This window comes from Pseudoalteromonas sp. 31A1, assembly GCF_011378815.1.
Classification (GTDB): Bacteria; Pseudomonadota; Gammaproteobacteria; order Enterobacterales; family Alteromonadaceae; genus Pseudoalteromonas; species Pseudoalteromonas arctica.
The window spans coordinates 216,030-230,658 of the sequence record NZ_WTKY01000002.1 but is presented as its reverse complement, the minus strand read 5'-3'; the positions used below and the strand labels follow the sequence as shown (position 1 = coordinate 230,658).

The window sequence follows — 14,629 nt, the reverse complement described above, 5'->3', positions numbered from 1 at the left end:
ACTCTCCATAATCATTAGCAGATATTCTTTGAGGGTACTACGAGTAGATTTGTTACAGTAAAGTAGAGTTAATGCCAGATTAACTTCTATTGTAAAGCAAACAGTTTATCGGCACTTTTAGTGGTTTGAACGCAAAACACAAGGTTATACTATAACATTGTTGATTCGTTAATTTTGTGGTGTTATATTATATCACAACATAATAACCACGAACCAATATATCCATGACAAAGTTAACATTAATCTCCTCTGCTATTTTTTCTGTTTTATGTTCTCAATCAGCTTTGGCTGCAACCGTTACCGGTAAAGTAATGGATGATAAAAATCAACCAATTAAAAATGCCTCTATCCATGTCCATGGCAAAAACCAAAGCGTTAAAAGTAATGATTTAGGCGAGTTTGCTATCGATATAGATGCAAACAGCCAATTACATATTAGTAAAGACAACTACATAGACTCTCGTATTACTGTTACCGAATCTTCAAATAATCTGTCTGTGTCACTTAAACCAACATCGGTTGAAACAGTGGTTGTTTATGCCTCTGCACTTCATAAGAACAGCCTAGAAATGATTTCTCCTGTAAGTGTGCTATCTGGTGATGAATTAAGAAATAAATCTAAACCAACACTTGGCGAAACTCTTAAAGGTTTACCAGGCGTAAATGCAAGTTACTTTGGCCCTGTATCATCAAGCCCAATTATTCGTGGTTTAGATGGCCCTCGCGTTAAAATCACACAAAATGGATTAGATGCCAGCGATGCGTCGCGAATTGGCCCAGACCACGCGACATCAAGCGACAGCCTAGCGGCAGAGCAAATTGAAGTGTTGCGCGGTCCAAGTACCCTACTTTATGGCTCTGGTGCAATTGGTGGCGTTGTAAACGTGGTTGATAACCGTATTCCTACTAGCAATATCGACGAGCTTACAGGCGCTGCTGAATACAGCCACGATACGGTGTCAAATTCAAACACCGTAGCTGCAAAACTTGAAACAGGTAATGAAGGCTTTAACTTTCATTTTGATGGTACTAAGCGCAGCGGCGATGATTACCAAACACCGACCTTTACTATTGCCGACGATGATGGCGATGTTGAAACCGAAAGCTCGGTAGAAAATACTTTTATTGATAGCGAAACACTCAACTTTGGTACCAGCTATGTTGGCGATCACTTAACGATTGGTTTTTCTTACGGTAGCATTGATACTGATTACGGTATTCCTGGGCATGAGCATCATCACGATCACGAAGGTGAAACTGAAGAAGAGCATGCAGAACATGAAGATGAAGCTGCTGAAGAGCCAGTTTACGCACATTTAGAGCAAGACCGCTGGCAAGGGCTTGTAAGTTACGCTCTTCATAATAACTGGATTGAAACCATCAACCTACGTGTTGGCTATACAGATTATTCACACAGCGAAATTGAAGATGGCGAAATTGGTACTACTTTTAAAAATAAAACGACTGAAGCACGTTTAAATGTAGAGCATAAGTTTGCTGATTGGCACGGAATGATGGGCTATCACTACAGCGATTCTGACTACGATGCAATTGGTGAAGAAGCATTTACACCCGCGAGTGTAACTACAACTAACGCATTATATTTACTAGAAGAGCGTGAATTTGGCGACGTGACAATAGAGCTTGGTGCACGTGTAGAAGATTACAAAATTGAAAGCCAAATCACGGCACACGAACATAGCCACGATGAAGTAGAAATAGATCATAGCGACGAAGAAGCTATTGGATACAATAAAAGCTTTACCAATTTAAGCGCCTCTGCCGGTGCCATTTGGCAGTACAAGCCGGGTCATAGTATTGCGACAAGTATTTCTCACTCAGAAAGAGCTCCGCTTTCTGCAGAGCTTTTATCAAATGGTTTACACATTGCAACAGGTACGTATGAGCTTGGCCTTGGTTATAACATTGAGGGTAATGAAGCACATTTTGAGCCAGAGAATATCAAGCAAGAAACCTCAACAAACCTAGATTTAAGCTTTAGACGTTTTAGCGGTGATTTTGGTTACACCGTTAACTTTTTCTATAACGATATTAAGAACTTTTATTTCCAAGAAAATACAGGTTTAGTTTACGATGAAGAAGATGGTTTAGAATCAGCTATTGGTGCACATGACGATGCTGTTGCGGTTTATCAGTTTACAAGTAAAGACGCAGAGCTTTATGGAATTGAGTTTGACGCACATTACCAAGTAACCCCAAGCGCTATGGTTAAAGTATTTGGTGACTCAACTCGTGCAAAACTAAAAGACGACGAAGGCAACTTACCGCGTATCCCTGCCAATAAATTAGGCTCTGAGTTACAGTACGATTTAGGTGACTTACAACTAACGCTTACAGGTACTCATTACTTTGATCAAAACGATGTAACTGCATTTGAAACAAAAACGGACGGCTATACGTTATTTGATGCACAAGCTAATTACCAATTAGGTTTAGGCAGTGTAGATGCACAGCTTTATATAAACGTGGATAACATTACTGATGAGTTAGGCTTTGTGCATAGCTCATTTATTAAAGATAAAGCCCCACTACCTGGCAGAAACTTCCGCTTTGGTATCCGTGGCTACTTTTAATAGCTGACAAGCTCTTTAGTTTATATATTTAAAAACCGCATTTTATTAAGGCGGTTTTTTATTTTTAGAATAGATAAAGCTCTTAAATTACAGACACAAAAAAGCCGTATTCAAATTGAATACGGCTTTTTACACTTTTAAATTAAAATGTATTTAATTTAAGAAATGATTTCGTGTAGCTCAACATCAAATACAAGCGTTGAGAAAGGTGCGATTGCAGCACCTGCGCCACGTTCACCATAAGCAAGCTCATGAGGAACGTAGATACGCCATTTAGTACCTACAGGCATCATTTGTAATGCTTCAGTCCAGCCTTTGATCACGCCACCAACTGGAAATTCAGCTGGTTGACCGCGCTCGTATGAGCTATCAAACACAGTACCGTTAATAAGTGTACCGTGGTAATCAACACGTACTGTAGACTCAGCTGTTGGCTTTTCGCCTTCGCCAGTTGCTAGTACTTCGTATTGAAGACCAGACTCAGTTACTGTGATTTCAGGACGTTTTGCGTTTTCTTCTAAGAATGAAATACCTTCTGCAGAAAGTACTTGTGACTCTTCTTCACGACGAGCTTGAATCTCTTCGTTTATTTTTTCAAATGCAGCTTGGATCTCAGGGATCTCAACTTGAAATGCGCTACCAGCGTACGCATCTTTCATGCCTTCAAATACTGAATTTAGGTTTAAGCCTTCAAAAGGATTAGACTTAAGTTGCTCACCCATTTGTAAGCCAATACCGTAACTTGCTTTTTCAGCATCTGTAGTAAAATTATCTGACATAATGTGTTTTTCACGTTTTGTTAGTTAAAAGACGCGACTATGCTATCACAAAATAAACCGCGTTTGGGGCTAGTTTTTGCTGAGTTTTAGCTTAATTAGGCCAACAATATAACTACAAAGCGGCAAACTGAATAAAATTCCAACAAGTAGAGGCATTGTTAGTAATCCTGATTCGCCAAACAGTAAATAGGGTACGCCAAGGAGCCCTATACAACCAATAAAAACAGAGCCAATAACTGGCCAATGCTTATCGTATTTGGTAATAAGATGGGCAGCTAAAACATTAAAACCAACACCATAAATTAAACCGGTAATTAATGGATACTCTGGTTGAGCGTCTATAGCCATTTTTACTAATAAGCTAATAGCACTTTGATAGCAGTAACCAAATACCGTCCATAATAAAAGATGTTTTATTAATTTCTGCGAGGTTGGTAGGTTTGTTGCTTTAGTCATTTAGAAACTCCACAAAGCAAAAAACCGCCCATAAGGCGGTTTTTTTTAAATAATGGTGGAGAGATAGGGATTTGAACCCTAGATGGGCTATAAACCCATGCCGGTTTTCAAGACCGGTGCATTCGACCACTCTGCCATCTCTCCGCACGGCGCGAATAATATGGCTAAATACATAACTTGTAAAGAGCTAAATAGAAATTAATATAAAATATTAACATATTGGATAAAATAGACCCACTTTGTTCTTTTGTTAAGCTCTTCACTTTAATAAAAGTGTAGTTAATGGACTAAAGTTAAACACATTAATAATATTGTTTAGGTCTACGTGCAATCCAAGAGCAGATTAAACAAGCCAATATACTCAGTGCGGTAAAGGTAACGCCTTGAAAAATTAAATCGAATCGATTTAAATCATCACTTGGTACTACAACAAACATAAAAGCAGGTAGCACACTAAGCGATAAAACGTAGCAACATACTTTAAATGCACGCCCAAAGTCGAAACGTTTGGACTGGTGCATCCACCATGTTAACAACACAAGCATACCCATCGCTGAACCGGCTATAAAGTGTGATGCATTTGTGCTCATTGCAACATACAGTGTTACAAAAGCACCAATGATTCCCCAAATTGACCATGCTAGCCAATTCTCTTTTTCACGTAAAAATAAATTTCCCATAGTTTTCGTCTTCTTTATCGTTATTTTTATTAAGACTTTCCATAATGTATCAAAAAACAACCGATTAAAAAACAAACTGAAGAAGATTTAGTAAATTTAGTGCTTCCAAGCGCTTCTTACAGCCAAGTCATTAACTTTTAAATAATACTCTTTGTAACCTTAATGAATTATGACTATGTAAGTTGCGCAAAGTTCATACTATTTCACAAATTACTAAAATAGTTTTCTGGCTTATGGCGAGGCGACTTTTTACAATCGACTTCGGGTGTACCTATATATAAATACCCTACTATTTCATCTTGCTCATGTAAGTTAAGCGCTTTTTTAACCGCGCTACTTTGTGCAAAGTAGCCTGTGCGCCAAACACCGCCTAACCCTTGGGCAAATGCAGCTTGTTGCATCGCTAATACACTACAGCCTGCGCTTTGTACTTGTTCTATTCGAGGAACTTTTGGGTGTTCTTGATATTTAGCAATTGCTATTACAATCATAGGCGCACGAAGGGGAAGCTCTTTAGCACGGTTAATTACTTTTTCTTCTTGTTGCTCTGTCACTGCACTTTGATGGTAAATTTCACCCAGTTTATTGCGTGCATCACCTTGAGCAACAATGAACTGCCACGGTGCTATACAGCCATGATCAGGAACACGTAATGCTGCTTGCTTAATTATGTCGAGCTGCTCAGGCGTAGGGCCCGGCTCTGTTAGTTTAGAGTCTGATTGGCGGGTAAGTAAAAGCTCGATAGCGTTCATAACGATTCCTCAAAATTCAAAACGCTAGAGTAACATTTAAACCCTTAAAAAATAAATACCGAGAAATTAAAATGCAAAACGGCCGCAAAGGGTTAAGCTATGCGGCCGTTAGTAAAGTAGATTAAATACGTTATTCTTTTACAATATTTCGCCTTAACCAGTAATCTATACTAACAAAACGCCCACCGCCCATAAAAAACAAGCTAAGAAGCATAGCAAAATAAATTGCCGAAAATTCTATACCGTTGTTTAAAATAGACGGCTTGCCCTTTTCGTATAGATAATCAGGAAACCCGTGTTCTTCAACTAAGCCACGAATTTTACCTATTCGGTCTTGTACTTCTAGTGAGTTTTCAAGGCTTTCTTTAGCGCCCGGAATTGATAACCAATCGAGCACTTGCGCAGCACTTGTTTCTGGATTAGTTGGTGCTATTGCAAACCAACCATTATGCCAATGCACTGAGGTTGCAGCGACAACCATTGTGAACATAAGTGGGATACTGACCAAGCGAGTTAAAAGGCCAAGTAATAAAAACCAACCTCCTAAAAATTCACTCCAGCCAGCTAAAAAAGCTAGTAAGTCAGGAAACGGTAATCCTAAACCCCATTCATTATTACCAAACCATTGAACTACATCTGGAGATGCTAAAAAGTTATCAAAGAAACCTTCTGTCTCACCGCTTATAGCAAGTTTGTTATAACCTGCAATGATCATAACAGGGGCTAAAATCAAGCGAAATAGCAATGCAGGTAAACCATCTAAAAATGATAGTTTACCCAATATTGCATCATAAAGATTGGTTAGTTTGTTCATGCGTATCCTGTGTGTTCACTGTTTATTAAGTTATAGACTATAAACAGCAAAGACCGCATGAATTGATAAACTATTTCAATTTATTTACAAAGGTTAAATACTTCTAGCGACCTGAAGTGCTTCAAAAATAGCGCGTTTAGCATCAATAGCTGCAGCTAGTTTAGCTCCGCCTATAGCATGTACCTTTGCGTTATCTGTGTAATTTTCTAGCACTTCGTTATTAGAAACCTGGCCAATACAGGCAATAACCGTGTCTACTGGCAGTACTTGAGTTTCACCAGCAACATTAATAGTTAGTCCGCTTTTATCAAAGCTTTGGTATTGGCAATCAGCAATTTGCTTAACGCCATGCTGCTTAGCAACTTGGCGATGTATCCAACCCGTTGTTTTACCAAGCTCGCTACCAAAACGACCCGCACTGCGTTTTAACATATACAATTGACGTTCGTCTTTATGAGGTTGGGCTTCACACTCAATCCCCCATTGCGTTTTAAACTCGCTAATAGTTTGCGATTTATGTTCGCTTAAAAACGCAACCATATCAAAACCTATACCACCGGCACCTAAAATAGCAATTGATTTACCTAGCTCTACTTCGCCGCGTATAACTTCGTCATAAGCAAATACACGCTTATCATCGCTACACTTAATAGAGGCTTCACGCGGCCTAACGCCAGTTGCAAATACGATGTCATCATAGTTTTTAAGCATTGAATCGTCATAAGCTTTACCAAGCTCTACAGTTACTTTTAATCGCTCAAGCTCATTAGTGAAGTAAGTAAGAGTATGGTTAAAGTCTTCTTTACCTGGTATTTGCATAGCTAAATTAAATTGGCCACCCATTTGCGGTTTTTGGTCAATTAGCGTGACGTTATGCCCTTTTTTAGCCAAGTAACAACTTGCCGATAAACCAGCAGGGCCTGCACCGACTACTAATACATTTTTAGCTTTGGTTGCTTTCTCTAACGGGTAATCTAGCTCAAATGCAGCTTGTGGATTAACTAAACACGTAGCACGTTTATTTTTAAATACGTGATCTAGACAACCTTGGTTACACCCTATACAAATATTAATTTGCTTAGATTGATTATTTGCGTATTTATTAAAAAACTCTGGATCGGCAAGTAACGGCCTTGCCATCGAAATTAAATCAGCCTCGCCTGCATTTAAAATATCGTTAGCAATTTCTGGAGTATTAATTCGGTTAACAGCAATAACTGGCACGCTCACCACGTCTTTTAAACGTTTTGATGCTTCTTTAAATGCACCTGGCGGCACCATACTCGCAATAGTTGGTACACGCGCTTCGTGCCAACCAATACCTGTGTTAAATATATCAACACCCGCTTTTTCAAGCTCGGTAGCTTGTATGACAACTTCCTCTGGTGTTGAACCGTTTGGGATTAAATCAATGACCGACAATCTAAAAATAATTAAGAATTGCTCAGATACTTTTGCTCTTACAGCTTTAACTATTTCAAGCGCAAGTCGCATTCTATTTTCTAGGCTGCCACCAAATTCATCTTCACGTTTATTGGTGTGTGGCGCCATAAACTCATTAATCAAATACCCTTCAGAACCCATAACTTCAACGCCATCGTAGCCGGCTTTTTCAGCCATATAGGCAGAATGCGCAAAGTCTTTAATTGTTTTTTTAATAGAGCTAAGTGACATCGCTTTAGGTTTATAAGGATTAATAGGTGCTTTTATTGCACTGGGTGCCTGATTGAATGGATGGTACGCATAACGTCCAGCATGTAATAGTTGCAAACAAATTTTTCCACCGTGCTTATGCACCGCATCTGTGTACGCGCGATGTTTAAATACATCGTAATAGCTATTAAATGAAGATGAAATAGGTGTTAACTTGCCTCGTAAATTTGGGCTGTATCCGCCCGTAATTAACATAGCAGTGCCACCTTTAGCACGCGCTTCATAAAAAGCACGCAAGCGCTTGCGGTTATGCCAGCCTTCTTCAAGGCCCGTATGCATTGAGCCCATGACTAAGCGGTTACGTAATTGTGTGTGTTTTAATTGTAATTGTTGTTCTAACATCCTGTGCCCCGTTAACTGGTCTAACCTGTATACATTAGCTAATTCTGCTTTAATGGCAAGCAATAAGCAATATGTGCCTTCATTTAATTAAAAATAGCTGTAAAAACATGTGCTAATACCATCTCATAAACACTTCGTTACGATTTAGCAGTTAAATTTATTTTTATTCTAGGCTAAGATGGAACTAATGTATTAACTGTACCAAATTAAGGAGCTATTTTGATAGCAAAGGTATTTAAAGGTATTTGGGCTGGAATCAACTTTTCACGCCGTTTAATACTCAACATTCTGTTTTTATTACTGGTCATCGTTTTTTTCGTTTCACTTTCAAGTGACGACGATAAAATAATTGTAGAAAATGGCTCTGTGCTTAGGCTTAACCTTAATGGCCCTATTGTTGAGGAAAAAACTTACATAGATCCAGTCGAAGCTGCAATTAGCGATGCAACCTCGGGTTCTGAAGCGCCAAGCGAAATTTTACTCGACGATATTGTCGAAGTAATAAACGAAGCAACTAAAGACGACCGTATTACGGTGATGCTGCTTGATTTACAAGAAATGCCTAAAGCGCATTTAAATAAGCTCAAGCAAATTACTAATGCTATTGATTCATTCAAACAAGCAGGTAAAAAAGTAATTGCATCGGGTTATTACTATACTCAAGCACAATATTATATTGCATCACATGCTGATGAAATAGCTATGCACCCGTACGGTAGCGTAGGTATTGAAGGTTATGGCATGTACCCACTTTACTTTAAAGATGCTCTTGAAAAGCTTGAAGTAACGCAGCATATTTTCCGTGTTGGTACATTTAAGTCAGCGGTAGAACCTTTTATTCGTAACGACATGTCTGATGCAGCTAAAGAAGCTAACCGCGTTTGGTTAGGCGCTCTTTGGAGTGAATACAAACAAGATGTTGCCGCTGTTCGCCCGTTTGATGAGTCAAACTTTGACGAAACAATGGACGTATATCTTGAAAAAATGAAAGCTGCCGATGGCGATGCAGGTAAATATGCACTTGATCACCAGTGGGTTGACTCATTAAAAACTAATCAACAAGTTCGCAAACAGTTAATTGATTTAGTTGGCGCACAAGAAGACGGTAAAACGTTTAAGCAAGTTTCATTTCGTGAATACTTGAGCTTGGTTAAACCTCCTATTGAATTTGATAATCCTATTACTGAAAAAGTAGCCGTTGTTGTTGCTAAAGGTACGATTGTTGATGGTGAGCGTAAAGCCGGTGAAATTGGTGGCGACTCTACTGCAGCCCTTCTTCGTAAAGCACGCCTTGATGACAAAGTTAAAGCGGTTGTACTACGCATTGATTCAGGTGGCGGTAGTATGTTTGCCTCTGAAGTTATTCGTGCAGAAGTATTAGCACTTAAAGCTGCTGGCAAGCCCGTTATTGCATCTATGAGCTCTGTGGCTGCATCGGGTGGTTATTGGATTGCTTCTGCTGCAAACGAAATTTGGGCAGCACCGAGTACTATTACAGGGTCGATTGGTGTGTTTGGTACGTTCATGACATTTGAAAAAACCTTATCTAAAATTGGTGTTTATTCAGATGGCGTTGCAACCACCGAAATGGCTGGTTTTTCTATCACTCGCCCGCTTAACGAAAAAATGGGTGAAGTAATTCAAATGAGTGTTGAAGAAGCATACGGTCGCTTTTTAAATGTTGTCGCTGATGCGCGTAATATGACACCTGAGCAAGTTGATAAAATTGCCCAAGGTCGTGTTTGGATAGCATCTCAAGCGCAAGAACTTGGTTTAGTTGATAAGCTAGGCGACAAACAAGATGCAATTGAAGCCGCAGCTGCACTTGCTAAACTAAATCATTATGAAGTTAAAACTATTAAACAAGATTTAAGCCCGCAAGAAAAAATGATTCAAGACATTTTTGGTAACGCGTCTATTAAATCGATGCTTGGTTTACAAACACAAAAAACATCAGTGTTAGCAACGCAAGCTAACCTGCAAAGTGTTATTAATCAATTAAGCACTGAAGTAGAAAACCTTAAAGATTACAACGATCCACAAGGTGTATATGCTCGTTGTTTAGTGTGTAACGTTGCACAATAAAAGTGCACCTATTACTCTAAGCAGCTGTATTTAAAGTTACTTAACGTTATACTAAGCCCAGTTTTTTTACTGGGCTTTTTTTATGAAACGTAAACGCATTTATATCGCTTATACAGGCGGTACTATAGGGATGAAAAAATCGAGCCGAGGCTATATTCCGGCTGAAGGTTTTTTAACACAAACAGTGGTTAATAACGCAGAGTTTAACCGCGATGAAATGCCTTTATTTGATATTCACGAATACTGCCCTCTTATAGATTCTTCAGATATGTCTCCTGAGCATTGGCAACTTATTGCTGATGACATTAAAAGCAAATATCAAGACTATGACGGCTTTGTAGTCCTCCATGGTACCGATACCATGGCGTATACAGCCTCAGCACTATCGTTTATGTTCGAAAATCTAACTAAACCTGTGATTGTAACAGGCTCACAAATACCACTTTCTCAATTGCGATCTGACGGGCAAGTTAACTTACTCAATGCCATGTATTTAGCAGCCAACTACCCTATTGCTGAAGTAAGCTTATTTTTTAATAACCAGCTATTTAGAGGTAATAGAGCAACTAAAGCACATGCTGATGGTTTTAATGCATTCGCCTCACCCAATCTCGATCCTTTAGCTCTATCAGGTATTAGCATTGAGCTTATTAAAGGCCAGCTTAGCCCTTATGTTGAAAACGAACTTCAAGTAACCCCTATTACACCTCAACCTATTGGTGTGCTTTATTTATACCCTGGTATTAGTCAAGAAGTGGTTAAAAGTTTAGTTAATGGCAGTATTAAGGCGCTTGTGTTACTTAGCTTTGGTGTGGGTAATGCACCACAAGATCCTGATTTTTTATCAATACTTGAAGATGCAAGCAAGCGCGGTGTCGTCATTGTTAATTTAACCCAGTGCTTAAAAGGCCATGTAAACATGGGCGGTTATGCTACAGGTAATGCGCTCTTAAATATTGGTGTAATTAGTGGATACGATATGACCCTTGAGGCCTGTTTAACTAAATTGCATTATTTATTTAGCCAAAAGCTAGAAGTAGAGACGATTCGTCATTTAATGCAAGACAATTTACGTGGTGAGTTAAGCCGTTAAATCTCGCAAAGCTAAAAATACAAAAGGCACGCTAAATAGCGTGCCTTTATCGTTTTAAACAACTGTTTATTATCTAACTTTAGCGTCAATATCTACTAGGTCAGTTAAATGGCATGTTTCACCACTGTGGGTTTTTACGCCATGCTCACCAAAGTAATCACGCTGGGCTTGTACTAAATGCCCATTACTCGGTGTCGTTAATGTTGCTAAATACGTTTGTGTAGCACCCAAGACTGGAAATGCTAAACCCGTCATTATTGCTTGGCCGGTAATTTTTCGCAAAGAGTTAGACTCTTTTTCAAGGCTATCAATAAACTCAACACCTTGTGCAACACTATCAAGGTAGTCAGCACGAATAATACAACCTGCACGCCAAGTTTGAAGCGTTTTAGATAAATCCACTTTCCACTGGTGAGTACGAGATGCACCTTTAATTAGCGCTAAACCTTGACGATATGCAAGTAAACTTGCAAGTAAGAAGGCCTCTTTTAGCTCTTCTAGATCAATCTCAACACTGTTAGTTGATTTAGACGCATATGACATTTCTTGTGCAGCTGTTGTATTACACGCATTAGTTAAATGACGAGCTTGTACAGCAGCAACGAGTGATGGCACAGCAATGCCAAGCTCTAATGCATTTTGGGCAGTCCAAAGGCCAGTACCTTTAGCGCCTACTTTATTATCAATTAAATCTGCAAGCGGCACATTATTATGATTTTCAAGTGACAATATATGACTAGAAATAGAGAGTAAGTAGCTGTTTAATTGACCTTCTGACCAGTCATTAAATATCTCAGCAACTTCTTTAGGTGAACGGCCTGTGCCGATACGTAGTAATTGATATACTTCTGCAATAAGTTGCATAAGTGCATATTCAATACCGTTGTGAACCATTTTTACAAAGTGTCCACTAGCTGATTGACCAACACGTGCAAAACACGATTCGCCATTAAAGCTTGCTGCAGCTTTTTCGAACCAAGGTTCTATTCGACCCCAACCGCCCTCAGAACCACTTGCCATCATTGCAGGACCGTGGCGAGCGCCTTCTGCCCCACCTGAAATGCCCATAGTGGCAAATTCAAATTTATTTTGGTATTTAAGTTTGCGAGTTATACCATCTTTATAATTACTGTTACCGCAATCAACAATGATATCGTTACATTCTACGCCTGCTTCAACTAGTTCATTACAAACAGAATCGACTAATTCGCCAGCAGGAACAAGTAACAGAATAGAACGAGGTGCTTCTAAACGTCTAACCATGTCTCTTAAGTCAGAAACAATGTGAAGCCTATCAGCCATGCCTTGAGATTTAGCACAACTTAGTAACTCTTCACCCGCATGTGGGTTTTTGTCATAAGCGACTAGCGTTATCCCTTTTTCAATTAAGTTTAGGGCAAGATTTTTCCCCATAACGCCTAACCCTACTAATGCAACTTGCATTTAGTGTCCTCCTCGGTAACAACTATTTGGGTAGAAAATTCAGTGTATAAATTAAATAATACCGCGTGCATTATACTCATGCAGTCATAAAATACTAATTATGAGTCTATACAACATGCTTTTTTATTACAGATAAATAAGCTACGTAATTATATCAAACATCAATGGTCTCGGGGTGACTAAAAGCAAAGCTAATTGAAATTAAGATCATTGACGCATTCTGACACCGGTGTCATAATGATGACACAATAGTTTTGTATAAAATAGTGGCAAACCTTTGAAGTTTGCACATAACTAAAATATTTTATTCTAATATAGATATTTTAAGTCAACAAAATAACGTCAACATGCTTTCACCAAGCAAACAGGAGAAATTGATGCTAAGACGCACAAAAATAGTCGCTACCCTTGGACCTGCTACCGATAGAGATAACAACTTAGAAAAAATTATTATCGCTGGGGCTAATGTAGTACGTTTAAACTTCTCACATGGTGTTGCCCAAGATCATAAAGACCGTGCACAAGCTGTACGCGATATTGCAAAAAGATTAGGCAAGCATATTGCTATCCTTGCTGACCTTCAAGGCCCTAAAATCCGCGTTTCTACTTTTAAAGAAGGTAAAGTAACGCTTGCTGTGGGTGCAAAATTTACCCTTGATGCAAAAATGGAAAAAGGCGAAGGCGACATAAACTCTGTAGGTATTGATTATAAAGAATTACCTAACGATGTAAGCCCTAACGATTTACTACTTCTAAATGACGGCCTTATTCAATTAAGTGTTGATGAAGTAGCTGGGCATTTAGTGCATTGTACAGTCACTGTTGGCGGTGTTTTATCTAACAATAAAGGTATTAACCGTTTAGGTGGTGGCTTAACTGCTCCAGCATTTACTGAAAAAGACAAAGAAGATTTAATAACTGCCGCTGAAATTGACGTAGATTACATTGCCGTATCATTCCCACGTAGTGGCGACGATATGCGCTACGTACGCTCACTTGCTGAAGCTGCTGGTTCAAAAGCACAGTTACTTGCTAAAATTGAACGTGCTGAAGCCGTTGAAACCCAAGAAGCTGTTGATGACATCATTTTAGCGTCTGACGCAGTAATGGTTGCTCGTGGTGATTTAGGTGTTGAAATTGGTGATGCTGCTCTTATGGGCAAGCAAAAACTAATTATTCGTCGTGCTCGTTCATTAAACCGTACTGTAGTTACAGCAACGCAAATGATGGAATCGATGATCGATAACCCTATGCCTACACGTGCAGAAGTTATGGATGTTGCAAATGCTGTTCTTGATGGAACAGATGCTGTAATGCTTTCAGCTGAAACAGCTGCAGGTGATTATCCTGAAGAAACAGTTGCGACTATGGCACGCGTTTGTTTAGGCGCTGAATCGCAAAAAGAAACGCACGTTTCTAAACACCGTTTAGATAGTCGCTTTTCTAACAATGCTGAATCAATTGCGCTTTCTGCTATGTATGCAGCTAATCACTTAGATTCTGTTAAAGCAATTATCACACTTACTGAATCTGGTAGTACGGCTAAATTAATGTCGCGTATCAGCTCAGGCTTACCAATCTACTCGCTTTCACGTCATGCCAGTACATTAGGTCAAACAGCACTTTATCGTGGTGTTTACCCAGTATTTTTTGATTCTACAAAAACTGAAAAAGACGGTATGGTAAAAGCCGCGCTTGATACTTTAGTTTCTCAAGGGTCTTTACAGTCTGGCGATACAGTAATCATTACTCACGGTGACTCAATGGAAACTGTGGGCGCAACTAACACAATGAAAATTGTAACTGTTGCGTAATTAAACGCCGAATATAAAAAATGCGAGCTTAGCTCGCATTTTTTGTGTCTGTAATAAAAGCGTT

At 39.1% G+C, this 14,629-nt stretch carries 11 protein-coding genes and 1 tRNA gene; 4 read left to right on the top strand and 8 right to left on the bottom strand.

What is annotated here, in order from left to right:
• The first annotated feature begins 224 nt into the window (after window positions 1-224).
• Entirely contained in the window at window positions 225-2,594 is a 2,370-nt protein-coding gene (locus GQR52_RS03430; protein WP_165727453.1) for a TonB-dependent receptor, read from the top strand.
• A 158-nt stretch (window positions 2,595-2,752) separates the two neighbouring features.
• Here GQR52_RS03430 and GQR52_RS03425 read toward each other — a convergent pair whose 3' ends face one another.
• The 7 genes from GQR52_RS03425 to GQR52_RS03395 all read right to left on the bottom strand — a co-directional run bounded on the left by GQR52_RS03425 (window position 2,753) and on the right by GQR52_RS03395 (window position 8,130).
• A complete protein-coding gene (locus GQR52_RS03425; protein ID WP_165727452.1) occupies window positions 2,753-3,373 on the bottom strand; it encodes an FKBP-type peptidyl-prolyl cis-trans isomerase in 621 nt (206 codons plus the stop codon).
• A 69-nt stretch (window positions 3,374-3,442) separates the two neighbouring features.
• Window positions 3,443-3,829, bottom strand: coding sequence for a hypothetical protein (locus tag GQR52_RS03420; RefSeq protein ID WP_165727451.1), 387 nt, complete (start codon window positions 3,827-3,829; stop codon window positions 3,443-3,445).
• 53 nt (window positions 3,830-3,882) lie between these two features.
• Window positions 3,883-3,973: transfer RNA gene (locus tag GQR52_RS03415), tRNA-Ser, on the bottom strand.
• A gap of 158 nt (window positions 3,974-4,131) precedes the next feature.
• Complete coding sequence (locus GQR52_RS03410; RefSeq protein WP_007582705.1) at window positions 4,132-4,509, bottom strand: hypothetical protein; 378 nt, start codon at window positions 4,507-4,509, stop codon at window positions 4,132-4,134.
• 203 nt (window positions 4,510-4,712) lie between these two features.
• A complete protein-coding gene (locus tag GQR52_RS03405) occupies window positions 4,713-5,261 on the bottom strand; it encodes an NAD(P)H nitroreductase (protein WP_165727450.1) in 549 nt (182 codons plus the stop codon).
• A 130-nt stretch (window positions 5,262-5,391) separates the two neighbouring features.
• Window positions 5,392-6,075 carry a DoxX family protein gene (locus GQR52_RS03400; protein WP_007582701.1) on the bottom strand — a complete coding sequence of 228 codons (684 nt, stop codon included), beginning with the start codon at window positions 6,073-6,075 and terminating at the stop codon, window positions 5,392-5,394.
• A gap of 93 nt (window positions 6,076-6,168) precedes the next feature.
• Entirely contained in the window at window positions 6,169-8,130 is a 1,962-nt protein-coding gene (locus tag GQR52_RS03395) for an NADPH-dependent 2,4-dienoyl-CoA reductase (RefSeq protein WP_165727449.1), read from the bottom strand.
• Between the two features lie 219 nt (window positions 8,131-8,349).
• Here GQR52_RS03395 and sppA point away from each other — a divergent pair, with 219 nt between their 5' ends.
• Both sppA and ansA read left to right on the top strand, forming a co-directional pair.
• Window positions 8,350-10,215, top strand: a complete 1,866-nt coding sequence (sppA, locus tag GQR52_RS03390; protein ID WP_165727448.1) for a signal peptide peptidase SppA — start codon at window positions 8,350-8,352, stop codon at window positions 10,213-10,215.
• Window positions 10,216-10,297: 82 nt separating this feature from the next.
• On the top strand, window positions 10,298-11,308 hold the full coding sequence (gene ansA, locus GQR52_RS03385; protein ID WP_165727447.1) for an asparaginase: 1,011 nt from the start codon (window positions 10,298-10,300) through the stop codon (window positions 11,306-11,308).
• A gap of 69 nt (window positions 11,309-11,377) precedes the next feature.
• Here the strand turns inward: ansA and gndA are convergent, their stop codons facing one another.
• Window positions 11,378-12,751: an NADP-dependent phosphogluconate dehydrogenase gene (gene gndA / locus GQR52_RS03380; protein WP_165727446.1), complete on the bottom strand. Its 1,374-nt coding sequence runs from the start codon at window positions 12,749-12,751 to the stop codon at window positions 11,378-11,380.
• Window positions 12,752-13,128: 377 nt separating this feature from the next.
• Between gndA and pyk the strand changes: the two genes are divergently transcribed.
• Window positions 13,129-14,565, top strand: a complete 1,437-nt coding sequence (gene pyk / locus GQR52_RS03375) for a pyruvate kinase (protein WP_007582689.1) — start codon at window positions 13,129-13,131, stop codon at window positions 14,563-14,565.
• The last annotated feature ends 64 nt before the right edge of the window (window positions 14,566-14,629 follow it).

Coding starts and splice junctions, on each gene's coding strand:
- GQR52_RS03430 (WP_165727453.1), top strand. CDS start 225: ATGACAAAGTTAACATTAATCTCCTCTGCTATTTTTTCTGTTTTATGT.
- GQR52_RS03425 (WP_165727452.1), bottom strand. CDS start 3,373: ATGTCAGATAATTTTACTACAGATGCTGAAAAAGCAAGTTACGGTATT.
- GQR52_RS03420 (WP_165727451.1), bottom strand. CDS start 3,829: ATGACTAAAGCAACAAACCTACCAACCTCGCAGAAATTAATAAAACAT.
- GQR52_RS03410 (WP_007582705.1), bottom strand. CDS start 4,509: ATGGGAAATTTATTTTTACGTGAAAAAGAGAATTGGCTAGCATGGTCA.
- GQR52_RS03405 (WP_165727450.1), bottom strand. CDS start 5,261: ATGAACGCTATCGAGCTTTTACTTACCCGCCAATCAGACTCTAAACTA.
- GQR52_RS03400 (WP_007582701.1), bottom strand. CDS start 6,075: ATGAACAAACTAACCAATCTTTATGATGCAATATTGGGTAAACTATCA.
- GQR52_RS03395 (WP_165727449.1), bottom strand. CDS start 8,130: ATGTTAGAACAACAATTACAATTAAAACACACACAATTACGTAACCGC.
- ansA (WP_165727447.1), top strand. CDS start 10,298: ATGAAACGTAAACGCATTTATATCGCTTATACAGGCGGTACTATAGGG.
- gndA (WP_165727446.1), bottom strand. CDS start 12,751: ATGCAAGTTGCATTAGTAGGGTTAGGCGTTATGGGGAAAAATCTTGCC.
- pyk (WP_007582689.1), top strand. CDS start 13,129: ATGCTAAGACGCACAAAAATAGTCGCTACCCTTGGACCTGCTACCGAT.